Source organism: Citrobacter europaeus (assembly GCA_020099315.1).
Lineage (GTDB): Bacteria > Pseudomonadota > Gammaproteobacteria > Enterobacterales > Enterobacteriaceae > Citrobacter > Citrobacter europaeus.
Genome location: CP083650.1, coordinates 3,229,877 through 3,254,551 on the forward strand (window position 1 = coordinate 3,229,877; position 24,675 = coordinate 3,254,551).

Genomic DNA, 24,675 nt, shown 5'->3' on the forward strand with positions numbered 1-24,675 from the left:
CTGTCAGTTAAACGGTTTTAAGTCGACACGCGCCATCATTGCGGCCAACTGAGGACGATCGGTAATGCCCACATTGCTTTGGCTTACCGCCAGGGCGGCAACAGCCGTCGCCAGACGCAGGGTATGTTCGCTGGACTCACGCATCAGCAGGCCGTAAATCAGACCGCCAACCATTGAATCACCTGCGCCTACGGTGCTTACCACCTCAACTGACGGCGGTTTAGCAATCCACTCACCCGAAGCGTTAACCCACAGCGCACCTTCCGCACCGAGCGAAATCACCACGTGAGCAATACCCTGCTCGCGCAGCGCATGCGCCGCTTCGATCACATCTTTCATTTCCGGCAGCTTGCGGCCTGCCCAGATTTCCAGCTCACGACGGTTTGGTTTCACCAGCCACGGTGCCGCTTTCAGACCCGCCACCAGCGCTTCACGACTACTATCAAAGATAATGCAAGGACACTGACTGCGCAGGCGCGTCATCCAGTCGGTGAATGCTTCCGGGCTAACGCCGGTCGGCAAACTGCCGCTGACACACACCATGTCGAACTGACCCAGCCAGCTCAGTGAGTCATTCACAAAGCGTTCCCAGTCAGCCGGGGTAACTTCAAAACCGGAGAAATTAAAATCGGACACTTCGCCGTCTTTTTCGGTTAGCTTGACGTTGATACGGGTACGCCCTTGTACAACCTGAAAACGGTTGGCAATACCCAGCTCGCTGAACAACTGCTGAAAACCATCCTGGTTGTCTTTCCCCAGGAAACCGCCCACAGTGACATCAATGCCTAAATCTTTCAGAACTTTAGCGACGTTAATCCCTTTCCCTGCCGCATGCAGACCGGTAGTTTTTACCAGGTTCACTTCACCGCGTTCAATTTCCGGGCAGAAACCCACCAGGTCGTAGGCCGGGTTAAGGGTGATAGTAGCAACACGTCTGCTCATTACGCGCCCTCCCCAAGACCTGCCGCAATGGCTTCGCCAATCGCTTTCAGCGCCTGTTCAGCATCTTCGCCCTGGGCAGTAAAGCGCAGGTGATGTCCTTTCTTCACGCCCAATGCCACAACTTTCATCAGACTGCGTCCATTCGCCGGTTTGCCGGTTCCATCAAGATTTGTCACGGTAATTTCACTGTTAAATTGTTTAATCGTATTCACCAGCATGGTGCCCGGACGGGCGTGTAATCCATGCTCGTTGCGCACAATAAATTCGGCGCTCAGTACATCATCAGTTAAGGCGTCATCGCTGGTCAGCAGCGCTAACACCGTGGCCGCATCGGCTTTCAACAAACGGTCAGCTTTGTTATTCAGCAGCAGATCGCCAAGGCGCTTCAGCACCACAACCGGTTGATCGTCATTCATAGCGACGGTCACCAGCAGGGCTGCAGCTTCACCTTGTACATCGAATGCTGTTGCTGCGCGGCTAACCGCAACGGCGCTGCGTACATTGCCTTCAGCACAGTCATTCAGCCAGATACCCTGACCGAGATTCATCGGCAGTTCATTGATTGCTCTGGCCACAAAGGTGGCGTCAACCGCACCAACTTCTTTCAGTCGCGCCGCGTTGAGCGCCTGCAACGTTACCAGCGAATTAGCCACGACATCCAGCGACAGCGTTTCGTTATCAAGCTTCAGCTGTTCGCTTTGCTTTTCGCCCATCAGCAACGCGCGCAACTCTTCCGCCGTGGTCGCAGATTTCAGCTGTTCAGCGACGGAGTCATCGCTCAGCACGTGCGTCAGTTGACGCAGTAAACCGAGGTGCTCATCGGAACTGGCGGCAATGCCGATCGCCACATAAGCAACCTGACCTTCGCCCCAGGTCACGCCTTGCGGAAACTGGAACACCTGCACGCCGGTTTTCAGCACCCGATCGCGCGTGTCCGTCGTACCGTGAGGAATAGCAATACCGTTGCCGAGGAACGTGGACGTCTGTTGTTCACGCGCCAGCATGCCATCGACGTAGCCTTCCGCCACGTTACCCGCCTGTACTAAGGCAGCGGCAACCTGGCGAATAGCCTCTTCTTTATTCCCGGCCTGTTCGCCCGGGTGAATATCCTGAACAGATAACTGGAACATGGTTCTCCTCTCCCGCTGATTTGAAACGATTCAGCTAACATGAGAAAAAAGGCGTCACCTGAATCCATCAGTTATGGCGAGATGACGCTGAAACGTTTCAAGAAGTCTTGCTCTTTTTTCTTCAGCACACAAGTAAAGTTGACAAATTACTTGCTGAATTTAGAGATAACGCACATTTTCTCTGCGTGGGAGAAAAAAATGCTGACGAAAAATCGGCGTCAGCATGTCAGATTCAGCAGCGTCAGCAAACGGCATTCTCTGACTGAAATGCTATTTTGATTTTTGATGCCGATTTTGATTTGGCTCCCTGTTTATTTTCTGACAAGCAGCGTAAACTCCGCGTCTCTTCACATCATTGATATCAAAACATGCATAACACCCCCGTAGCCGCCACACCCAAGGCGTTTGATTTAACGTCTTCGGCGTTCCTGCTTGTCGCATTTCTGACGGGTATCGCCGGTGCGTTGCAGACGCCAACGCTTAGCCTTTTTCTGACGGATGAAGTCCATGCCCGTCCCGGCATGGTCGGTTTCTTTTTTACCGGCAGCGCCGTGATCGGCATTTTGGTGAGTCAGTTTCTGGCCGGACGCTCGGATAAAAAAGGCGATCGCAAAAACCTGATTGTGTTTTGCTGCGTGCTGGGGATGCTGGCCTGCGTGCTGTTCGCCTGGAACCGTAACTATTTTATTCTGCTGTTTATCGGGGTATTCCTCAGCAGCTTTGGATCGACTGCCAACCCGCAAATGTTTGCTCTCGCCCGCGAACACGCCGACCGTACGGGTCGGGAAGCCGTCATGTTCAGCTCAATATTACGTGCGCAGGTTTCGCTGGCCTGGGTGATTGGCCCACCGCTGGCCTACGCGCTGGCCATGGGTTTCAGCTTTACGGTCATGTATCTCAGTGCGGCAGTGGCGTTTATTGTTTGCGGCATAATGGTCTGGCTGTTCTTACCCTCAATGAGTAAAAACGTGCCTCTCGCGACGGGCGCGGTAGAGGCCCCGCGCCGCAATCGACGCGACACGCTTTTGCTATTTGTTATTTGCACATTAATGTGGGGCACGAACAGTCTCTATATCATCAATATGCCGTTGTTTATCATCAACGAACTGCATCTGCCGGAAAAGCTGGCGGGCATCATGATGGGAACCGCCGCAGGGCTGGAAATCCCAACCATGTTGATTGCCGGCTACTTCGCTAAGCGTCTGGGCAAACGCTTGTTGATGAGGATTGCCGTCGTCGCCGGATTCTTCTTTTATGCCGGCATGCTGTTGGCTCACTCTCCGGCGATATTGCTCGGCTTACAGCTGCTGAACGCGATTTACATCGGCATCCTCGGCGGGATTGGCATGCTCTATTTTCAGGATCTAATGCCGGGACAGGCAGGTTCAGCCACGACTCTCTACACGAATACCATTCGCGTAGGCTGGATTATTGCCGGATCGCTGGCGGGGATTGCCGCTGAAATCTGGAACTATCACGCGGTGTTCTGGTTTGCGCTGGTGATGATCGTCGCCACCGTCGTGTGCCTGGCGCGCATCAAGGACGTTTAAGGCGCGGTCAGCGCTTCAAGCTCAATAAGATAAACCATGGCCTGGTGCGTCGTCTGTCCGCACATTTCCGCACTGGGCTGTAAACCGGCGCACACTTTTGGCCGCAGCGGTGATGCAAAAATTTTACAGCGCAGGGATTCATCCAACTGAACGCATGGCGTATTGGCGGGTTTGCCATCAGGCATACCGGGGATGGGACTGGAGATTGAAGGCGCGGTGCAGCATGCACCACAATCCGGACGGCATTCCATACAGTACTCTCTTTATCGTAAACCATCGGATTGTGTGGGAAGCGCACAGTACCACCTTTTTTGCACCAGCAAAAGCATGAATTCCGCTTGCCTGAATGCCCCGGCGCGAGTAGTTTTACGCGATATTTTAGACACTCCTCACTACAGGATTTTTTCGATGCCAAGAGCGAACGAAATTAAAAAAGGTATGGTACTGAACTACAACGGCAAGCTGCTGATTGTAAAAGATATCGATATTCAATCACCGTCCGCACGTGGTGCAGCCACGCTGTACAAAATGCGCTTTTCTGATGTCCGTACCGGTCTGAAAGTTGAAGAGCGCTTCAAAGGCGACGATATCGTCGATACCGTCACCCTGAGCCGTCGTGGCGTTGATTTTTCCTACGTCGATGGCAACGAATATGTCTTTATGGATAAAGAAGACTATACCCCATATACCTTCACCAAAGACCAGATTGAAGAAGAGCTGCTGTTCATCCCGGAAGGCGGGATGCCGGACATGCAGGTCCTGACCTGGGATGGCCAGCTACTGGCGCTTGAACTGCCGCAGACCGTAGACCTGGAAATCGTTGAAACCTCACCGGGTATTAAAGGTGCTTCAGCGAGTGCGCGCAACAAGCCAGCAACCCTGAGCACCGGTCTTGTGATCCAGGTTCCTGAGTATCTGAGCGCGGGTGAAAAAATCCGTATTCATATAGAAGAACGTCGCTACATGGGCCGTGCAGATTAATCTCCTGTCGTTACAGGTGAACCAAAGATAATGACATGTTGTCTCTGGCAAAATGTTCCGTTCACTTTAGTGATATCACTTATCTGAAACAATACTGCCTGTGAACGTGTTAAGGGTACTATCGCCGTACCCTTAACAATCCCGGCTCCCGGCGGGAAAATTGCCACTTCGTGGTCCCCTCCGCTTATTTCTTCAGGCTACCGGGCCGGGCGCGAGGTAGCATCCCTGCAAAGCGCGCCCTGAACCCGCATCCCAGCGGGTTCTCCCGGCCTTACGAAAACACGTCGGCAATTTTCAGCCGGACCAACCCACACCTGACCATCTGCATTTTTTGTTTAAACAGCAAAAAAGAGTTAACTGTAAGTCAGAGCGTTGAAGCGATGAGCATGAGGTGAACGGAACTCTTTCTCCGAGATAGCCTGTTCTTTACCTCCGCCAGCACAGGTTGTCCCTTTGTCATATTCAGCGCTGGCTGCTGAGATAAAAATCATCCATCAGCAGTGATTCCAGATACTGTTCATCCTCGCGCATAAAACGCACGACCAGGTTAACCGCCTGAGGATAAAACCCCTCTTCATCACGCGCCAGGCAGCTATCGCGCAGCAACGACGCCCAGCACATAATATGATGATGCAAAAAGTAATATTGCGTGGAGAGCTTCTCCTCTTTAGCAACCATCCTCGCCATCAATGCCAGCTGTACAGCAATATGATCGGAGGATTCATTTTCCCGCGCCGCCAGCCCTTGTTCAACCAACAGCACATTCATTTGCCGACGTTCTGCCGCAGCTGTCGTATGTGGATAGTGCCCTGCATAGGGAGAAACACTGGCAGGCGGAGACAGCATAAACAGCGAGGCAAAATCTGCCGCCAGCTCCAACTGCCGGGAGTCACGCCGCAGAACCCGCTCCAGGCTACGCACAAAATGTTTAACCTCGACAGACAATCCGGGAATTGCCGCCAGTGAGGCAATCCACGCCCGGTTATCGCCATTTTCCAGGCTGGCGAGCTGTTTTTCGTCCAGCTCACGAAATAGCAACTGTGAAAACCACTGATAGATCGCCGTCCGTTGCTGATGAATTTGATTATGCTGCACTTGTCCCCTCCTCTTTCACTGTCTGCGGACCACCGAATGCCGTTACCTGCGGGGCTTTCTGCTGATAACGGTCGACCTCCACCAGCACGGTATGCGCTGAAGGGCCCTGCGCCAGCTGTGAAGTACCGATATCCGCGCTCAGCACATTCGGATCGCCATAGGTGCATAACGTCCCGGCTTTTCCTCCTTCCTGCGGGGAGTACCACGCCCCTTCATGAATGCGTACCACGCCGGGTGGAAAATCCGGACTGACAACCACGCCTGCCAGCACCTGGCCACGCGCGTTAAAGACGCGGGCAATATCACCGGTTTTCAAGCCACGCGCGGTGGCATCCTGTTCGCTGATATAAAGCGGCTCTCTCCCGGCACCCGCATAGGTATTGCGAAACGCCTCGCTTGAGCACAACTGGGAATGCAGACGTTTATCCGGATGGCAGGATTGCAGATGCAGCGGGAATTTATCTGTTTTGTCGCCATGGCTACGCTCAAATGGTTCCATCCACACCGGATGCCCAGGACAGTCCTCGTAGGCGAAGCCCGCGATGGTTTTACTATAGATTTCAATCAGACCTGACGGCGTTCCCAGCGGATTAAGGTCTGGCTGGTCGCGAAACTCACCGTGACGCACCCACGGCTGCCCTGGCGGATATTCAATATATCCTTCCCCCTGCCAGAACGTTGTAAAGTCCGGTAAGGAGACGCTGAGTGATGCGCCCATCTTCACACCTTCGTCATAAAGCGCCTGTATCCACTGCATTTCATCCCGGTTCTCACGGTACACAGCCTCCTTGTCAAAGCGCTTACACAGCCCGGCAAATACGTCGAAATCATGCCGCGCTTCATATTGCGGTTTGACTATTTGATGCAGCGCCATCAGCCCTTTATTCGAATGCGTACCGAACTGCTCAATATCGTTACGTTCAAAGCGAGTGGTAACGGGCAGGACGATATCGGCAAAACGGCACGACGCGGTCCATTGATGATCCAACACCACCACAGTTTCCAGCTTCTTCCACGCGTCGATCATGCGGTTTCTGTCCTGCTGCGCATGGAACGGATTGGCTGCGCTGTAGATCGCCATTTTGATGTCAGGCCAGGTTAACGTTGCGCCGTTGAAGGCAATTTTTTTGCCCGGCTCAAGCAGACAGTCCACGATGCGCGAGGTGGGGATATGCTCAGACGCGCCGCGAAAATCCGCTTTATATTTCGCCGGTGGAGGATTAGCAATACTCCCCAACCCAGAAAGTACGGGACCGGCGGATGTCACCGTCCCCCCGCCGTTATAGTGCCAGCCAAACCCTACGCCGCCGCCTGGCAAGCCAATTTGTCCAACCATGCTGGCCAGCACCACCAGCATCCACGGATACTGCTCACCATGGTGCATGCGCTGTACGCACCAGCCGCCCATAAACTGTGTCCGGCCTTTGACCAGCAGGCGGGCAAAGTCACGGATCTGCCCGGCCGTCAGACCGCAGATTTCCGCCGCCCATTCGGCGTTTTTCGGCTGTTTATCACTCTCACCCAGCAGGTACGGCAAAAACTGTTCAAAGCCGACGGTGTAATCGGTAATAAACGCCGTGTCGTACAGTTTCTCTTCGTACAGGGTATGCGCCAGCGCCAGCATTAACGCGACATCCGTTTGCGGTCGCAACGCCAGTTGTTCACAGCCAAGATAGTTTTGCGATTTGCTGCGTACCGGATCAACGCTGATAACGCGCATCTTCCCCAGCGCTACCGCCTCTTTAATTTGCTGCCAGTAGCCAAACGCATCGTGATCGGGAACCAAAAACTCGATCTGCAGATTCTTGATCGGATCGCATCCCCACAGCACAATGGTATTACTGTTCTCGATAACCAGCGGCAGTGACGTTTGTTGCTCATAAACTTCCAGCGAACCGATGACATGCGGCAAAATGACCTGCGCCGCTGCCGCAGAGTAGTCACCAACGGTCGTAACATAGCTGCCATGCAAGCCCAGTGCCCGGTCCATCGCCCCGCCCGCTTTATGGTATTTGCCCACCATTTGCCAGTCGGCGAGCCCGGTAAATACGCCTGATGAGCCATAGGTTTTTTGCACCCGCTCCAGCTCTTCGTAAAACAGATCCAGCGCCCGATCCCAGCTTACCCGCACAAAACGGTTATCTCCGCGCTGGTTGCGATCCGATTTCTCACACTTACGCAGCCAGTCCAGACGTACCATCGGGTAGCGTACCCGCGAAGGGTTGTAGACCACTTCCCGCACCGCGTTCAGCATATCGCAGGGATATTTGTCATGTTTGAATGGGCGGGTCTCTGTCCACTCGCCGTTGACCACTTTGGCTTCAAAAGCGCCATAATGCGAGCCGGACTGGATCCACTGTTCGGGGTTTTCTCCCGCCGCCCACACTTTTGATATCAACGGATTGGGCGCCAGGGCGCTGGCAGCGCCCACTGCCAGCATACCGCTCAGAAAACGGCGGCGAGACGGATTAAAGTCATGAATATCCATACATTATCCTTACTTTTTAATGGGTTGAGACACATCGCTGGCATGGGTCTGGAGGTATTTCAGCAACGTACGCTCCTCCACCGGGTTAAGACGGTAATAGGTCGACATCGCTTTCAATCCGGCGATCCAGCCGTTAGCGGTATAACGGGTGGGAGGAGGAGTGCTATGGCAGGCACTACAGGTGGATTGCAGCATTTGATCTGAGTATTCCCAGATGGGCTCAAGCGTGCTGATAAGATCCTGCCCGGAGGTCCAGGCGGTGACGCTCACCTGCTGCCAGGCCTGATGTGAGTCAGGATCGACCTGGGTTTGTAGCACTTTTACGTTAGCCATCAGGGAGTCATCGAGAACGGCGGAAAACACGCGCTTACCCATATACTGGGTGATCACCCGCCCGCGTCCTTTGGTTTCACGCCAGCCCGTGATTTCGACCTGCACGTTACTGCCTTCTTTTTGCAGCACCTTGACCTCGGTGGCGGGAAATAACAGCGCTTTGCCTGCGGGGCTTCCTGCCGTTGCCGTCAGTGCTTTTTCACTTAACGAGAACAGCGTGCTCGCCTGCGATGACGACGCATCCTGACGCTGTAGCTGCTTAAAGCGATCGCGAAAACCGCTGCTCATATCGGGTTTGTGATGGGCAATTCCTTTGTGGCAATCAATGCAGTTGCTGTCTTTTTCCGCCGCCGCGGTCATTTGTGCCGCCGCATTTGCCGATTGTTTGCCGTGATCCATCGCCTCATAGCTGTGGCAGGATTTACACGCCGCTGAATTATTCGCGCTCATGCGCGCCCATTCCCGCTGGGCCAGCTCCGCCCGTTTTGCGGCAAATTTTTCGGGGGTATCGATCGAAGGAGAAATAAAGGTGTGGTAGAGATCGTTTAAGGCTTGCGTTTTACGAACCAACGTTGGCACGATGCCCGGCGGAATATGACAATCCTTACACTCCGCACGCACGCCAGAGGCATTGCGAAAATGCACGCTGGTTTTATATTCCTCTCCAGCCGTGCGCATCGAGTGACACGATAAACAAAACCCGGTAGTACTGGTGTAATGAACGCCTTGCCACGTTCCCCAAATCGCCAGGGCCATGACTACCGCTCCGACGAATGCGCACCACAGTGCATTTTTTCTTATCCACGACATGCTAGCCTCCATTTTTTTAATAGCGACACGCTAAGTGATAATAAAAATCAAAAATAGAGACAGCGCAGGCAGAGTATAGGAACAGCAATCACTCTATGAGATTCGTCAAATAGTAAAGAGCAGAAATTCGTAATATAGTGACCATCTATAAATAAGGATTTTCTCATGCTCACACTGACTCTCAATAGAGAAAGCCGTACTCCGCTACAGTTGCAGATATTTCAATTTTATTTACAGGCTATTCAGCAGGGAGATTTGTTGCGTGGAGATAAACTCCCTTCTATTCGCGAGCAGGCTCAGGTATTGAATGTAGCCAAAATAACGGTCGTGATGGCCTATGATAAGCTTATGGCGGCTGGGTTAATTAAGAGCCGACACGGCATTGGCTATGAGGTGATATTCACCACGCCTGTTCGTATCCCGCCTGCGCATGTTCCCATGTCCCAGGGCTCTCCGCCAGTAACACCCAAAGCAGCCGGGGTCTCTACCGATGTTTACGCAGAGCCTGGGCGGGAGTGTTACTGCCGGATGGGCGTCCCCGATCCCAATGCTTTTCCCTGGGCCAGTTGGCGAAAATGGAATAACGCGCCAAGCGTACTTAAAGAACAATTGCTTACCCGGTATCATTCACCAAACGGATTATTTTCACTGCGTGAACAACTGGTCAGATACCTTAATTTATCTCGTGGCATTAATACCCGGGCAGAGAACATCATTATTACCAACGGGATCCAGGAAGGATTGTCGCTGTTGAGTCAGATATTTATTATTCATCATGCCGTCAGCCAGCAAAAAAAATGCCACGTTGTGACCGAATCCCCTTGTTATTCTGGCGCATGGCATCTGTTTAATTATTACGGCGCAAACATTACGTCAATTGCCGTAGATAACCACGGACTGCAAACAGATAATTTACCTGAATATGAAACTCAGCTTTGCTATGTGACGCCGGCCCACCAGTATCCGATGGGGAGCGTACTTTCGCTGGAGCGCCGTCAGGCATTATTAACGTGGGCACAGCGCGTCGGCGCTTATATCATAGAAGACGACTACGACGCTGTTTTTACCTATGGCGAGAATCACCTTCCTGCGCTGAAAGCCATGGATTATCACAACCGGGTTATCTACATGGGGACATTTTCTAAAACGCTGGGACCGGGGGCGCGTCTTGGCTACCTCATTTGCCCTGATGAATTGCTCCCGGCGGTACAGAATATGAAAGCGCTCAATAACAACGGCAGTCAGTGGTTGTTGCAGCAATTTTTAGCCGAATTAATGCAAAACCAGGTGTTTTATACGCATATCAGCAAGCTGGCCAGCAGCTATGCGGCGCGCCTCAACCAGTTACGCGATGGCCTTTCCGCGCTGTTTCCCACAGGGAAAATCGCTGGCGCAACGGCGGGTCTGCATCTCTCGTTACGCGTTGAAAGACACCCCGATACGATAGCCAGGCTGCAACAACGCTGCCTGCAGGCTGGGATCCGGTTTGACACTCTGGCGGATATAGAAAATGGGTCAGAAACCGCATGGCGTAAGGAGAACAGCGACGTGGTGATGTTTTTTGGCTTTGGCGGGTTGCAGATACAGCAGATTAATAGGGTACTGTCGGTACTGGAGCAGGCGCTGACGCAGCCTTGCTGAATAACAGGGATCGCGCCGGTGGCGCAATCCCTGTGGTAAGTCTTACAGCAGATCGCGGAACTGAGTTTGTTTCAGCGCCAGCTCAACGCCGCGAACTTCCGCCAGCCCTTTCAGACGACCAATTGCGGAGTAGCCGGGGTTGGTTTTCTTGTGCAGATCGTCAAGCATCTGGTGTCCGTGATCCGGACGCATCGGGATAGGACGCAAATCGCCCGCCTTTTTACGCCGCTGTTCTTCACTCAGGATGGCAGCGACCACCGATACCATATCCACATCGCCCTGCAGGTGCGCACCTTCGTGGAAGGTTTTCGGGTTATCTTCACGGCAGGTGGAGCGCAGATGCGTGAAGTGGATTCGATCGCCAAAGGTTTCGATCATTTTCACCAGATCGTTATCAGCACGCACGCCGTAAGAGCCGGTGCACATGGTGAAACCATTATTGATGCTGTCGACGGTTTCTTTCAGCCACTGCATATCTTCGATAGTCGAAACAATGCGCGGCAGGCCAAGGATCGGACGCGGCGGATCGTCAGGATGCACAGCCAGGCGCACGCCCACTTCTTCTGCCACTGGCACGATCGCCCGCAGGAATACCGCCATATTATCGCGCAGATCGTCTTTACTGATGCCGTCATATTCAGCGAGGCGCGCACGGAATTGATCCAGCGTATAGCCCTCTTCCGCGCCGGGCAGTCCGGCAATGATATTGCGGGTTAGCTTTTCAATTGCGGCATCGCTCATGGCATTGAAGTAGTCCAGCGCCTGACGTTGTTCTTCTGCGGTGTAATCCGCTTCAGCTCCCGGGCGTTGCAAAATATGCAGTTCGAAGGCCGCAAAAGCAATCTGGTCAAAACGTAGCGCTTTGGAGCCGTCTGGCAACTGATATTCCAGGTCAGTACGCGTCCAGTCGAGGATCGGCATGAAGTTATAGCACACAGTATCAATGCCGCAGGTCGCCAGATTACGGATACTCTGCTGATAGTTGGCAATCCATGTTTGGTACTGGCCTGAACGCGTTTTGATATCTTCGTGAACAGGAATACTTTCCACCACCGACCAGGTCAGCCCTTTTTCAGCCAGAATGGCCTGACGCTGTTGAATCTCTTCTACCGGCCACACTTCACCGTTAGGAATATGGTGCAAGGCAGTCACAACACCCGTTGCGCCAGCCTGACGCACATCATCAAGCGATACCGGATCGTTAGGTCCGTACCAACGCCAGGTTTGTTCCATTGCTTCACCTCACAAGTTGTTATACCAAATTAAACTACCTGAATGATGACTACCATACAGGCATCCCATGGATGATCAACAGATGGCCGGTCATTGATTGATCCAGCTCACATTCCCCTGATAAATGAGGCACACCAATTCAATTTGCTGTCATATAACTTTATACTGCCATTGTTAATTAATGGTTAATCAGGTGTATTAAATGAAAACTATTGCCTCAGCGCCACTGGCGGAAAATGTCATGATGCCGCAGTACGACCGCCAGCAATTAAAAACGCGGATTGTGCATTTTGGTTTCGGTGCTTTTCATCGCGCCCATCAGGCGTTATTAACCGACAGGGTGCTGAACGCGCAGGGTGGAGACTGGGGAATTTGCGAGATCAGCCTGTTCAGCGGCGATCGGCTGATGCGTCAGCTTCGCGAACAGGACCATTTATTTACCGTGTTAGAAAAAGGAGCAAACGGCAATCAGCCCATCGTCATCGGCGCCGTTAACGAGTGTCTGAACGCCACGCTGGATTCGCTGGCGGCCATTATTGAAAAATTCTGCGAGCCTCAGGTGGCGATTGTCTCGTTAACTATCACCGAAAAAGGCTACTGTATCGATCCGGCGACGGGATCGTTGGATCTCTCTAATCCGCGAATTATTCACGATATGCAGACGCCGGCTGAACCGCACTCCGCGCCCGGAATAATTGTAGAAGCGCTGCACCGCCGACGTGAACGCGGGCTGCAACCATTTACCGTCCTCTCCTGCGATAACATCCCGGACAATGGCCATGTGGTAAAAAATGCCGTACTGGGAATGGCGGAAAAACGCTCACCTGAGCTGGCGCACTGGATCCAGGAGCACGTCAGTTTTCCGGGAACCATGGTGGACAGGATTGTTCCCGCCGCCACCGACGAGTCGCTGGCTGAAATCGCCCACGAGCTGGGTGTTGCCGATCCTTGCGCAATCAGTTGCGAACCGTTTATCCAATGGGTGATTGAAGACAACTTTGTGTGTGGTCGTCCGCAATGGGAAACCGCGGGTGTCCAGATGGTCGAAAACGTGTTGCCGTGGGAGCAAATGAAACTGCGGATGCTGAACGGTAGCCATTCGTTCCTTGCTTATCTCGGCTATCTGGCCGGATTCCAGCACATCAGCGACTGTATGCAGGACAGCGCATTTCGTGAAGCCGCTTACCGGCTGATGCTCAATGAACAGGCCCCCACGCTGCAAATTACCGATGTGGATTTAGACCAGTATGCTTTAAGCCTGCTGGAACGCTTTGCCAACCCGGCGCTGAAACACAAAACCTGGCAAATAGCGATGGATGGTAGCCAGAAATTACCCCAGCGCATGCTGGAAGGGATCCGCGTACATTTAGCACGTCAAAGCGAGTGGCCGCTGCTGGCGCTCGGCGTCGCAGGCTGGATGCGCTACGTGAGCGGCGTGGATGATTCAGGCACTGCGATTGATATTCGTGACCCGTTAAGTGAGAAAATTGCCGCTCTGGTTAAACAGAGCACTGAATCAGAACGCGTCAGCGCCCTGCTTTCACTGCATGAGATTTTCGCCGCCGATCTCGTACAGAATCCGCAGTTTGTCGCGGCCATTCAGCAGGCCTGGCAGCGTATTGCCCAATACGGCGCGCATCAGGCTGTCATTGAAACGTTAAAAAATTAACGATTTCTGCCATTAAGCAGGACGAAGCACGTCTTCGTCCTCCCACCCCTTCTCTTTTTCCCCGTTTTTCGCCAGGATTGTTAAATGCCATTACGGTAATTTATGATTCTGGAGTAAATGTGACTAAAACCAATCTCATCACTGGTTTTCTCGGCAGTGGCAAAACCACCTCTATTCTTCATCTATTGGCGAACAAAGATCCCGCAGAGAAGTGGGCCGTGCTGGTCAATGAGTTTGGCGAAGTAGGCATCGATGGCGCACTGCTGGCCGACAGCGGCGCACTGCTAAAAGAGATCCCCGGCGGCTGTATGTGCTGCGTTAACGGTCTGCCAATGCAGGTAGGCCTTAATACGCTGCTGCGTCAGGGAAAACCCGACCGTCTGCTGATTGAACCCACCGGCCTCGGACATCCCAAACAGATTCTGGATTTACTCACCGCGCCGGTTTACGAGCCGTGGATCGACTTGCGCGCAACTCTCTGTATCCTTGACCCCCGTCTGTTGCTGGATGAAAAAAGCGTCGCCAATGACAATTTCCGCGATCAGCTGGCCGCCGCAGATATCATTGTTGCCAACAAAGCCGACCGGGCCACGATGGAAAGCGAAAATGCCCTGCAAAGCTGGTGGCAACACTACGGCGGCAATCGCCAGTTGGTTCATGCCGACCATGGGAAAATTGACGGGCAGCTACTGGATTTACCCCGACTCAACCTTGCGGAGCTTCCGACAAGCGCGGAGCATAATCATCGTCATGCCGACAAAAAGGGGCTGGCGGCGTTGAGTCTTCCGGCGCAGCAGCGCTGGCGGCGCAGCCTGAACAGCGGTCAGGGCCATCAGGCCTGCGGCTGGATTTTTGACGCCGATACGGTATTCGATACCATCGGTCTGCTGGAGTGGTCGCGTCTTGCTCCTGTTGGGCGCGTGAAAGGTGTAATGCGTATAAAAGAGGGACTGGTGCGCATTAACCGCCAGGGAGACGACTGGCACATTGAGACGCAAAACGTCGCGCCGCCGGATAGTCGTATTGAACTCATCTCCGATACCGAGACCGACTGGAATGCGTTACAGAGCGCATTGTTGAGACTTCGTTTAGACGCCAGCGCGTAAGGTTGCCTTCGTTTTATAGCAATGGTAAATGACGATGAAAACCCGATACCCTCTTATCCTCCTGCTTAATATCGCGGGCCTGGCGCTGTTTCTTTCCTGGTATCTTCCTGCCGGGCATGGGATCTGGTCTTCAATAGATACGGGCGTTTTCCGCTTCTTTAATCAGAAGCTGGTGGAAAGCCCGCTATTCTTATGGATTGTTGCTATTACCAATAACCGGGCATTTGATGGCTGCTCATTGCTGGCAATGGGCGCATTGATGCTGCATTTTTGGCTGAAAGAGACGTCGGAAGGTCGCCGACGCATTGTCGCTATTGGTCTGGTTATGCTGCTCACCGCAGTGGTATTAAATCAGTTAGGTCAGGCGCTTATTCCGGTTAAACGCGCCAGCCCCACTCTGATGCTGGATAATATTTACCGCGTCAGCGAACTGCTGCATATTCCGACCAAAGATGCGTCCAGAGACAGTTTCCCCGGCGATCACGGTATGATGCTGCTTATTTTTTCCGCATTTATGCTGCGTTATTTCGGAAAAACCGCCGGAATAATCGGCCTTATTATTGCTGTGGTTTTTGCCTTCCCGCGCGTAATGATTGGTGCTCACTGGCTCACCGATATCGTGATCGGTTCCATGACGGTCGTCCTGATTGGTCTGCCCTGGTGGCTAATGACGCCTTTAAGCGACCGATTAGTGACTCTGTTTGCGAATTACCTGCCGGGCAAAAACAAACAATTTTTAAACAAATAACGCAGAGTAATTAACATCATCAGGGATACTTCTGATTCCCTGATGATGCTTACTGATATTTCATCATTGTGGCTGTCATTCTCCTGTCATCTTATTCACGTTAAAAATGAGTAAGTTGCGTCTTTTTTATCCCAATTGTTCTTAATTTATACAATACCGATTATTCACTTTCTGTATCAATTTTTCTTATAAGAAATCACGTAAAATCACTCGCAATGACCGGAACGATCGGGTAATCTCGAACTCGTTTTGCCTCGCGGGATAATTATTCTCTTTATGAATAAATTTGTGCGTTCTGCCACAGATTTGACCTTAAAGAATTGTCTCATCGTGCGAGGGTAATTAGTCTCGTCACGTTTGGCATTTTTTATAACGATATTTATCGTTAAGGACTTCAAGGGAAAACAAACAAAATGGTCAAATCTCAACCGATTTTGAGATATATCTTGCGGGGCATACCCGCGATAGCAGTTGCGGTTCTGCTTTCTGCATGTAGCACAACGAACACCGCCAGGAATATGCATTCTGAGACGCATGCTGTGGGCAATGGAGATAACTCTTCACTGCAAGCCTCTCAGGATGAATTTGAAAATATGGTGCGTAATATCGATGTTAAATCACGTATTATGGACCAGTATGCTGACTGGAAAGGCGTGCGTTACCGCCTTGGCGGCAGCACCAAAAAAGGTATTGATTGTTCAAGCTTCGTACAACGTACGTTCCGTGAGCAATTTGGTTTAGAGCTTCCTCGCTCAACCTACGAACAACAGGAAACGGGTAAATCCGTTTCGCGCACTAACCTGCGCACAGGCGATCTGGTTCTGTTCCGTGCTGGTTCCACCGGCCGTCACGTCGGTATTTATATCGGCAACAACCAGTTCGTACATGCCTCGACCAGCAGTGGCGTTATCATTTCCAGCATGAACGAACCTTACTGGAAAAAACGTTACAACGAAGCTCGCCGGGTCCTGAGCCGCAGTTAATTTCGTTTGGCAGCTATCCCTTGGCTATCCTGATGAGACATATTGAAAAGCACTGCTTCGGCGGTGCTTTTTTTTTGGCTTCGCCTCGTGACTAAGAAAAATCTCACAAGGTGAGTCATTTCAGGTTATATTCATACAGAATAAGCGCTTAACTCAGGTAAACATAAGGAACTATGTTCAGACGCTCCTCTTCATCCGGTCGGAAAATCCTGCTTTCCTGTATGTTAACGGGGCTTATCGTCGCGCTCCTTGTGAGTACCCTGCAATTTTTCGTGACCTGGCATAAACGAGACGTTAAGTACGACACGCTCCTTACCGATATCCAGAATTATGTCAGTAGCTACTTTGCCGATCTCCAAACCACCACAGATGCCCTTCAGCCACTGGTCGCCAACAGTTGCCAACAAGTCGGCGCTAAACTGACCTCCAGCGCGGCCTTTAGCCTCAACGTCCGCGCATTTTTACTGGTCAAAAACGGCATTGCTTTCTGCTCCTCCGCAACGGGTTCAATGTTCACCCCGATTTTAGATCTGGTCCCAAGCCTTGATATCAGCAGAACTATTGACGTGGAATTACTCCCCGGCACGCCCATGATGCCGAACAAGCCGGCGATAATGATTTGGCACCGCAACCCATCGTTTACTGACAGCGGCGTGTTTACCTCACTGAATATTAATCTGGCTCCTTACCTGCTTTATACCGCCCGACAGGATGATTTTGACGGCATTGCCATCGTCGTCGGTGATAACGCAATTTCGACATTTTCATCACGGATTATTGATGTCTCCGCCCTGCCTAAATCTCGCTGGCGGCAGGCGAGTCTGGAAGGTATCCCGCTACAGATTCGTTTATATGCCGATGAGTGGACCTACACCGACGTCTGGTATTCGATTATGTTGGGGTGTATGGCGGGGATTATTGCCGCTCTTCTTCTCTGGTATTACATCTACACCATCCGTTTACGCCCGGGCAAAGATATCCTCAACGCTATCAAACATAACCAATTTTATGTGGTGTACCAGCCCGTTGTAGAGGTGCAAACGCTCGAGGTGAAAGGTGCCGAGGTGTTATTACGCTGGAATCATCCGACAACGGGTGAAATCCCGCCGGATGCCTTCATTCACTACGCCGAATCACAGAAAATGATTGTCCCGCTGACCCAGCATCTCTTTAAGTTGATTGCTCAGGACGCGCCGATGCTGCAAAAAGTCTTACCCGCTGGCGCAAAATTGGGGATCAACATCGCGCCAACGCATCTGCACGGCGAAACGTTTAAAGACGACATTCATCGCCTGCAGGCTTCGCTTCCCGCAAACCATTTCCAGATGGTGCTGGAAATCACCGAACGGGATATGCTCAATCAACACGAGGCCACGAAGCTATTTGAATGGCTTCATTCAGCAGGTTTTGAAATTGCCATTGACGATTTTGGCACCGGTCATAGCGCACTGATTTATCTGGAACGCTTTACCGTTGACTATCTGAAAATCGATCGCGGCTTTATTAACGCCATCGGAACAGAGACCCTGACCTCTCCGGTTCTGGACGCTGTGTTGACACTCTCTAAGCGTCTTAATATGCTGACGGTTGCTGAAGGGGTTGAAACGCCTGAGCAAGCCCGTTGGCTGCGCGATCGTGGGGTGCATTTTTTCCAGGGATACTGGATTAGCCGACCATTAAAGCTTGCTGATTTCGTGCGTTGGATGGCACAGCCCAATAAGCCGACGTGGTGATCGCAGTATGCGAATCATAAACTCTCACTCGCCGCTACATCCCTTATCTTTCAGGCATGATGCCCGTCGGGTTGTAGCAGGAAAAGGAAATCGCTTTTAATGATCCCTCGCGTATTGCTTCTGTTCATCGCCCTCATCGGGTTTAGCGCCGAGGCGCAGTCCATCAAAGAAAGCTATGCTTTTGCCGTACTGGGCGAACCGAAGTACGCGTTTAACTTTAATCACTTTGATTACGTGAACCCTGCTGCCCCCAAAGGCGGGCAAATCACCCTCTCCGCCATCGGCACCTTCGATAACTTCAACCGCTATGCGATGCGCGGTAACCCCGGTGCACGTACCGAAACGCTTTACGACACGCTGTTTACCACCTCCGACGACGAACCTGGCAGCTACTATCCGCTCATCGCCGACAGCGCACGCTATGCTGACGACTATTCCTGGGTAGAAATCGCCATCAATCCGCGGGCGCGTTTTCACGATGGCTCCCCCATTACCGCCAGCGATGTCGCATTCACCTTCCACAAATTTATGACTGAAGGCGTGCCGCAGTTTCGTCTGGTCTATAAGGGAACAACGGTAAAAGCGATCGCGCCATTAACCGTACGCATTGAATTAGCCAAGCCGGGTAAAGAGGACATGCTCAGCCTGTTTTCATTACCCGTGATGCCAGAGAAGTACTGGAAAGATCATAAGCTCAGCGATCCCTTATCATCGCCTCCGCTCGCCAGCGGCCCTTATCGCATCGCGAAATGGAAGATGGGTCAGTATATAGTCTATTCACGCGTCAAAGATTATTGGGCCGCGAACCTGCCAGTTAACCGCGGGCGCTGGAACTTTGATACCATTCGCTACGACTACTATCTGGATGACAACGTCGCCTTTGAAGCGTTTAAGGCTGGGGCGTTTGACCTGCGTCTTGAAAACGATGCCAAAAACTGGGCAACGCGTTATACCGGGAAAAATTTCGCCAATCATTACATCATCAAAGATGAGCAAAAAAACGAATCCGCCCAGGATACCCGCTGGCTGGCATTTAATATTCAGCGACCGGTGTTCAGCGACCGGCGGGTGCGGGAAGCCATCACGCTGGCCTTTGATTTTGAATGGATGAATAAAGCGCTGTTCTATAACGCCTGGAGCCGGACCAACAGCTATTTTCAGAATACCGAATATGCCGCGACAAAATACCCCGATGCGGATGAACTGGTGATACTCGCGCCTTTGAAAAAAGATCTCCCCCCTGAGGTCTTTAGCCAAATATACCAGCCGCCAAAATCAAAAGGCGATGGCTACGATCGTGACAACCTGTTGAAAGCCGATACCTTACTGGAACAGGCCGGATGGGTCTTACAGGGACAGCAGCGCGTAAACAGCACCAGCGGTAAACCTCTGAGCTTTGAACTGTTGCTCCCGGCGGGCAGCAACAGTCAGTGGGTGCTGCCGTTCCAGCACAACCTGCAGCGCCTGGGCATTACAATGAATATCCGCCAGGTGGATAACTCACAAATAACAAACCGCCTGCGCAGTCGCGACTATGACATGATGCCAAGGTTGTATCGCGCAATGCCGTGGCCGAGCTCCGACCTGCAAATTCTTTGGGCCTCTGACTATATTGACTCCAGCTATAACGCTCCAGGAGTGCAAAGCCCGGTGATTGATAAACTGATCGGTCAGATCATCGCGGCACAAGGTGATAAAGCCAAGCTGATCCCGCTGGGCCGCGCACTGGACCGGGTATTAACCTGGAACTACTACATGTTGCCGATGTGGTTCATGGCAGAGGATCGCATTGCATGGTGGGATAAATTTTCGCATCCTGCTATTCGCCCAATTTATACTATTGGCCTCGACAACTGGTGGTATGACGTCAATAAAGCGGAGAAGCTGCCCGCAGCCAGGCGGCAGGGAGAATAAATGGGCGCTTATCTGATTCGACGTCTGCTGCTGGTGATCCCAACGCTTTGGGCCATCATCACCATCAACTTTTTTATCGTGCAAATCGCCCCCGGCGGCCCGGTTGAGCAGGCCGTCGCCGCTATTGAGTTCGGGCAAAGCGGGGCATTACCCGGCGCGGGCAGCGAAGGCGTTCGCGCCAGCCACGCGCAAACCGGCGTTGGAAACATCAGCGACAGTAATTATCGAGGCGGACGGGGTCTGGATCCGGAGGTTATCGCCGAAATCACTCGCCGCTACGGGTTCGATAAGCCTATTCATGAGCGTTATTTCAAAATGCTCTGGGACTATGTTCGTTTCGATTTCGGCGATAGCCTGTTTCGTAGCGCCTCAGTGCTGACGCTTATCAAAGACAGCCTGCCTGTTTCCGTTACACTTGGGCTGTGGAGTACGCTCATCATTTATCTGGTGTCGATCCCGCTTGGGATCCGCAAAGCGGTACACAATGGCAGCCGATTTGATGTCTGGAGCAGCGCATTTATTATTATCGGCTATGCCATACCGGCCTTTCTGTTTGCCATTTTGCTGATTGTCTTTTTTGCCGGGGGAAGCTACTACGACCTGTTCCCGCTTCGCGGGCTGGTTTCCGCCAATTTTGACTCCCTGCCCTGGTATCAGAAAGTGACCGACTACCTTTGGCATATTACCCTACCGGTGCTGGCGACGGTGGTTGGCGGGTTTGCCGCGCTGACCATGTTGACCAAAAACTCATTTCTGGATGAGGTACGCAAGCAGTATGTCGTCACCGCGCGCGCCAAAGGTGTCAGCGAGAAAAATATTCTGTGGAAACATGTGTTTCGCAATGCCATGTTGCTGGTGATCGCTGGCTTTCCGGCGACGTTTATCAGCATGTTTTTTACCGGCTCACTGCTGATTGAAGTGATGTTCTCGCTTAACGGTCTGGGACTTCTGGGTTATGAATCCACCGTATCACGCGACTACCCGGTGATGTTCGGCACGCTCTATATTTTCACCCTGATCGGTCTGCTGCTGAATATCCTCAGCGACATCAGCTATACGCTGGTCGATCCCCGTATTGATTTTGAGGGACGCTAATGTCGCGATTAAGCCCCGTTAATCAGGCTCGCTGGGCGCGCTTTCGCCACAACCGTCGCGGCTACTGGTCGCTGTGGATTTTTCTGGTGCTGTTCGGTCTTAGCCTGTGTTCAGAACTGATTGCCAATGATAAGCCGCTGCTGGTGCGCTACGACAATAGCTGGTATTTCCCGCTGTTCAAAAACTACAGCGAAAGCGATTTCGGCGGACCGCTGGCGACCCAGGCTGATTATCAGGATCCGTGGCTACAGCAACGCCTGGAAAACCAGGGCTGGATCCTGTGGGCACCAATCCGCTTTGGGGCCACCAGCATTAACTTTGCCACCGATAAGCCCTTCCCTTCCCCGCCTTCGGCACAAAACTGGCTGGGCACTGACGCCAATGGCGGTGACGTGCTGGCGAGGATCCTCTACGGTACACGTATTTCTGTCCTGTTTGGATTAATGCTAACCCTGTGCTCCAGCGTGATGGGGATCATGGCTGGCGCAATCCAGGGCTACTATGGCGGCAAGGTGGATCTGTGGGGGCAACGATTCATTGAAGTTTGGTCAGGAATGCCAACGCTGTTTCTGATCATTCTGCTGTCGAGCGTGGTCCAGCCTAACTTCTGGTGGCTGCTGGGCATTACCGTGCTGTTTGGCTGGATGAGCCTGGTTGGCGTGGTGCGCGCGGAGTTTTTACGTACCCGAAACTTTGATTACATTCGTGCCGCTCAGGCGCTTGGCGTAAGCGATAGCAGTATTATTCTGCGTCATATGCTACCCAACGCGATGGTCGCCGCTCTGACATTTTTACCGTTTATTTTATGTGCCTCGATAACCACCCTGACCTCGCTGGATTTTCTTGGGTTCGGTTTACCGCTTGGCTCGCCATCGCTCGGAGAACTCCTGTTGCAGGGTAAAAACAACCTGCAGGCACCGTGGCTTGGGATCACCGCGTTCATCTCCGTCGCTCTGCTATTATCGCTACTGATCTTCATCGGTGAAGCAGTACGCGACGCGTTCGATCCCAATAAGGCGATTTAAGATGACACAACCGCTGTTAGCTATTGAGAATTTATCGGTAGGTTTTCGCCAACAAGAGACCGTGCGCACCGTCGTCAACGCCCTCTCACTGCGGGTTGATGCCGGACAAACTCTGGCGCTGGTGGGTGAATCTGGTTCGGGTAAAAGCGTGACCGCGCTTTCTATTTTACGGTTATTACCCTCCCCTCCGGTAGTCTACCTTTCCGGCGACATTCGTTTTCATGGAGAATCATTACTTCACGCCAACGAGCAGACGCTTCGCGGCGTACGAGGGAATAAAATCGCCATGATTTTCCAGGACCCGATGATGTCACTGAACCCGCTCCACAACCTGGAAAAACAGCTTTATGAAGTGCTGTCGCTGCATCGGGGGATGCGTCGCGAGGCTGCACGGGCCGAGATTCTGACCTGTCTGGATCGCGTTGGCATCCGTCAGGCGGCCAAACGTCTTGCAGACTACCCGCACCAGCTGTCCGGCGGTGAACGCCAGCGTGTGATGATCGCCATGGCGCTGCTAACACGACCGGAGCTGCTTATTGCCGATGAACCGACCACCGCGCTGGACGTTTCGGTACAGGCGCAGATCCTGCAGTTGCTGCGAGAGTTGCAGCGTGAGCTGAACATGGGATTACTGTTCATCACCCACAACCTGAGCATTGTGAAAAAGCTGGCCGATACCGTTGCGGTCATGCAAAACGGCCAGTGCGTTGAGCAAAATCGAGCAGCACAGCTGTTGGCTGCGCCAACGCATCCCTACACGCAGAAATTGTTAAACAGCGAACCTTCCGGCGATCCGGTGCCTGTACCTGCTGGGCAAGCTCCGCTGCTGGAAGTGGAGAAACTCCGCGTCGCCTTTCCCATTCGTAAAGGTATCCTGAAGCGCGTGGTGGACCATAACGTCGTCGTTAATAACGTCAGTTTTTCCCTCCGGCCCGGTGAAACGCTGGGGCTGGTTGGGGAATCTGGATCGGGGAAAAGTACTACCGGGCTGGCGCTGCTGAGACTTATCACCTCACAGGGTAGCATTGTGTTCGATGGTCTGGCGCTACATACGTTAAATCGTCGCCAGCTGTTGCCGGTCCGTCACCGCATTCAGGTGGTTTTTCAGGATCCCAATTCCTCGCTGAACCCGCGCCTGAGCGTGCTACAGATTATTGAGGAGGGGTTACGCGTTCATCAGCCAACCCTGTCAGCCGAACAGCGCGAAGCGCAGGTGAAAGCGGTAATGGCGGAAGTGGGTCTGGATAGCGAAACGCGGCATCGTTATCCGGCGGAGTTTTCCGGCGGCCAACGTCAACGCATAGCCATTGCCAGAGCGTTGATTCTCAAGCCTTCCCTGATCATTCTGGATGAACCAACATCGTCGCTCGACAGAACCGTACAGGCGCAAATCCTGACGTTGTTAAAGTCGTTACAGGAAAAGCATCGCCTGGCTTATATCTTTATCAGCCATGATTTGCACGTAGTACGCGCGTTATGCCATCAGGTTATTGTACTAAGGCAGGGAGAGGTCGTGGAACAAGGACAATGCGAGCACGTATTTAACGCGCCACAACAGGCATATACGCGTCAGCTGCTTGCGCTAAGCTGACGCTCAAAACGGATTGTTATTTGAAAACGGCTCTGCGATAGCCACGCCGAAATTTTTCAGCCTGCAGGTCGCGGCAAATTCATCCTGACGATTCACAAACAGGCACGGCTCTCCTTCGCATTCCAGTACAGAACAAGGTACCTCAATGTCGCTGAGGGCCTGGCTGAGTTTATGCATAACTGACCACGCGCTGTCACCATCAGGGCTAAGCAATTTGAGCGCCACCAGGCTGTTCTCATTGTTCTGACCGTTGTGCGGAATCGGTTCAACTTTTGAACCTGCGAAACCCACCGACCAACGATAGCACTGCGGCAGACGATGAACGATTGAGAGTTGTAATGTCATCACTTTCTTTCCCTGGAAGTACAATTACTTCACAATTATTTTACATCAATATTAACACATCATTGACAATACGTCTTTAAACAGTTGGTAAACGTTTACACCCTGTCGTTATGCCGTTTTCCGAACCCACTATTTAAATTTATTCAACGGTTCTGGCATATTTCCGCGCTATATGTACTCGTTTCTGCGATCTAACTCAACCTTTTTAACTACAATGATGTGACTTTTTACACAAATTGATTTTACATAAAATAAACATAAGC

General features: G+C 52.3%; 20 protein-coding genes. 12 read left to right on the forward strand and 8 right to left on the reverse strand.

Annotation, left to right across the window (positions count from 1 at the left end; genetic code table 11):
- Positions 1 to 3: 3 nt before the first annotated feature.
- Together fruK and fruB are read right to left on the reverse strand one after the other, a co-directional pair.
- A complete protein-coding gene (gene fruK / locus LA337_15335; protein ID UBI14553.1) occupies positions 4 to 942 on the reverse strand; it encodes a 1-phosphofructokinase in 939 nt (312 codons plus the stop codon).
- The gene (gene fruB, locus LA337_15340) at positions 942 to 2,072 is read right to left on the reverse strand and encodes a fused PTS fructose transporter subunit IIA/HPr protein (protein UBI14554.1); all 1,131 of its coding nucleotides are present in this window, start codon (positions 2,070 to 2,072) and stop codon (positions 942 to 944) included. Before fruB ends, fruK begins: the two co-directional genes overlap by 1 nt.
- A 368-nt stretch (positions 2,073 to 2,440) precedes the next feature.
- Here fruB and setB point away from each other — a divergent pair, with 368 nt between their 5' ends.
- Entirely contained in the window at positions 2,441 to 3,622 is a 1,182-nt protein-coding gene (setB, locus tag LA337_15345; protein ID UBI14555.1) for a sugar efflux transporter SetB, read from the forward strand.
- On the opposite strand, the gene LA337_15350 is transcribed toward setB, so the two are convergent.
- A complete protein-coding gene (locus LA337_15350) occupies positions 3,619 to 3,873 on the reverse strand; it encodes a YkgJ family cysteine cluster protein (protein ID UBI14556.1) in 255 nt (84 codons plus the stop codon). The two genes, setB and LA337_15350, sit on opposite strands and share 4 nt — an antisense overlap.
- 157 nt (positions 3,874 to 4,030) lie before the next feature.
- Here LA337_15350 and yeiP point away from each other — a divergent pair, with 157 nt between their 5' ends.
- The gene (gene yeiP / locus LA337_15355; protein ID UBI14557.1) at positions 4,031 to 4,603 is read left to right on the forward strand and encodes an elongation factor P-like protein YeiP; all 573 of its coding nucleotides are present in this window, start codon (positions 4,031 to 4,033) and stop codon (positions 4,601 to 4,603) included.
- A gap of 462 nt (positions 4,604 to 5,065) precedes the next feature.
- Here the strand turns inward: yeiP and torD are convergent, their stop codons facing one another.
- The 3 genes from torD to torC are packed head-to-tail and all read right to left on the reverse strand — an operon-like array spanning position 5,066 to position 9,329.
- Positions 5,066 to 5,698 carry a molecular chaperone TorD gene (gene torD, locus LA337_15360; GenBank protein ID UBI14558.1) on the reverse strand — a complete coding sequence of 211 codons (633 nt, stop codon included), beginning with the start codon at positions 5,696 to 5,698 and terminating at the stop codon, positions 5,066 to 5,068.
- On the reverse strand, positions 5,688 to 8,186 hold the full coding sequence (torA, locus tag LA337_15365; protein ID UBI14559.1) for a trimethylamine-N-oxide reductase TorA: 2,499 nt from the start codon (positions 8,184 to 8,186) through the stop codon (positions 5,688 to 5,690). Before torA ends, torD begins: the two co-directional genes overlap by 11 nt.
- A 9-nt stretch (positions 8,187 to 8,195) precedes the next feature.
- Positions 8,196 to 9,329, reverse strand: coding sequence for a pentaheme c-type cytochrome TorC (gene torC / locus LA337_15370; protein ID UBI14560.1), 1,134 nt, complete (start codon positions 9,327 to 9,329; stop codon positions 8,196 to 8,198).
- Between the two features lie 165 nt (positions 9,330 to 9,494).
- On the opposite strand from torC, the gene LA337_15375 reads away from it, so the two are divergent.
- Positions 9,495 to 10,970, forward strand: coding sequence for a PLP-dependent aminotransferase family protein (locus LA337_15375; GenBank protein UBI14561.1), 1,476 nt, complete (start codon positions 9,495 to 9,497; stop codon positions 10,968 to 10,970).
- Positions 10,971 to 11,012: 42 nt separating this feature from the next.
- On the opposite strand, the gene uxuA is transcribed toward LA337_15375, so the two are convergent.
- On the reverse strand, positions 11,013 to 12,203 hold the full coding sequence (uxuA, locus tag LA337_15380) for a mannonate dehydratase (GenBank protein ID UBI14562.1): 1,191 nt from the start codon (positions 12,201 to 12,203) through the stop codon (positions 11,013 to 11,015).
- Between the two features lie 202 nt (positions 12,204 to 12,405).
- Here uxuA and LA337_15385 point away from each other — a divergent pair, with 202 nt between their 5' ends.
- The 9 genes from LA337_15385 (at position 12,406) to yejF (ending at position 24,067) form a co-directional block, all read left to right on the forward strand.
- The gene (locus LA337_15385; protein ID UBI14563.1) at positions 12,406 to 13,872 is read left to right on the forward strand and encodes a mannitol dehydrogenase family protein; all 1,467 of its coding nucleotides are present in this window, start codon (positions 12,406 to 12,408) and stop codon (positions 13,870 to 13,872) included.
- 119 nt (positions 13,873 to 13,991) lie between these two features.
- Positions 13,992 to 14,978: a GTP-binding protein gene (locus LA337_15390; protein UBI14564.1), complete on the forward strand. Its 987-nt coding sequence runs from the start codon at positions 13,992 to 13,994 to the stop codon at positions 14,976 to 14,978.
- Between the two features lie 28 nt (positions 14,979 to 15,006).
- Positions 15,007 to 15,726: a phosphatase PAP2 family protein gene (locus LA337_15395; GenBank protein UBI14565.1), complete on the forward strand. Its 720-nt coding sequence runs from the start codon at positions 15,007 to 15,009 to the stop codon at positions 15,724 to 15,726.
- 413 nt (positions 15,727 to 16,139) lie between these two features.
- Positions 16,140 to 16,709 carry a bifunctional murein DD-endopeptidase/murein LD-carboxypeptidase gene (gene mepS, locus LA337_15400; protein ID UBI14566.1) on the forward strand — a complete coding sequence of 190 codons (570 nt, stop codon included), beginning with the start codon at positions 16,140 to 16,142 and terminating at the stop codon, positions 16,707 to 16,709.
- Positions 16,710 to 16,882: 173 nt separating this feature from the next.
- Positions 16,883 to 18,442, forward strand: a complete 1,560-nt coding sequence (locus LA337_15405; GenBank protein UBI14567.1) for a cyclic di-GMP phosphodiesterase — start codon at positions 16,883 to 16,885, stop codon at positions 18,440 to 18,442.
- 99 nt (positions 18,443 to 18,541) lie between these two features.
- A complete protein-coding gene (locus LA337_15410; GenBank protein UBI14568.1) occupies positions 18,542 to 20,356 on the forward strand; it encodes an extracellular solute-binding protein in 1,815 nt (604 codons plus the stop codon).
- Complete coding sequence (locus LA337_15415) at positions 20,357 to 21,451, forward strand: microcin C ABC transporter permease YejB (protein ID UBI14569.1); 1,095 nt, start codon at positions 20,357 to 20,359, stop codon at positions 21,449 to 21,451. It abuts the gene before it with no gap.
- Complete coding sequence (locus LA337_15420; protein UBI14570.1) at positions 21,451 to 22,476, forward strand: ABC transporter permease; 1,026 nt, start codon at positions 21,451 to 21,453, stop codon at positions 22,474 to 22,476. Before LA337_15415 ends, LA337_15420 begins: the two co-directional genes overlap by 1 nt.
- A gap of 1 nt (position 22,477) precedes the next feature.
- Positions 22,478 to 24,067 (forward strand): microcin C ABC transporter ATP-binding protein YejF, encoded by a 1,590-nt coding sequence (yejF, locus tag LA337_15425; protein ID UBI14571.1) that lies wholly within the window; start codon positions 22,478 to 22,480, stop codon positions 24,065 to 24,067.
- Positions 24,068 to 24,070: 3 nt separating this feature from the next.
- Here the strand turns inward: yejF and LA337_15430 are convergent, their stop codons facing one another.
- Positions 24,071 to 24,415 carry a YejG family protein gene (locus LA337_15430; GenBank protein ID UBI14572.1) on the reverse strand — a complete coding sequence of 115 codons (345 nt, stop codon included), beginning with the start codon at positions 24,413 to 24,415 and terminating at the stop codon, positions 24,071 to 24,073.
- Between the last annotated feature and the right edge of the window lie 260 nt (positions 24,416 to 24,675).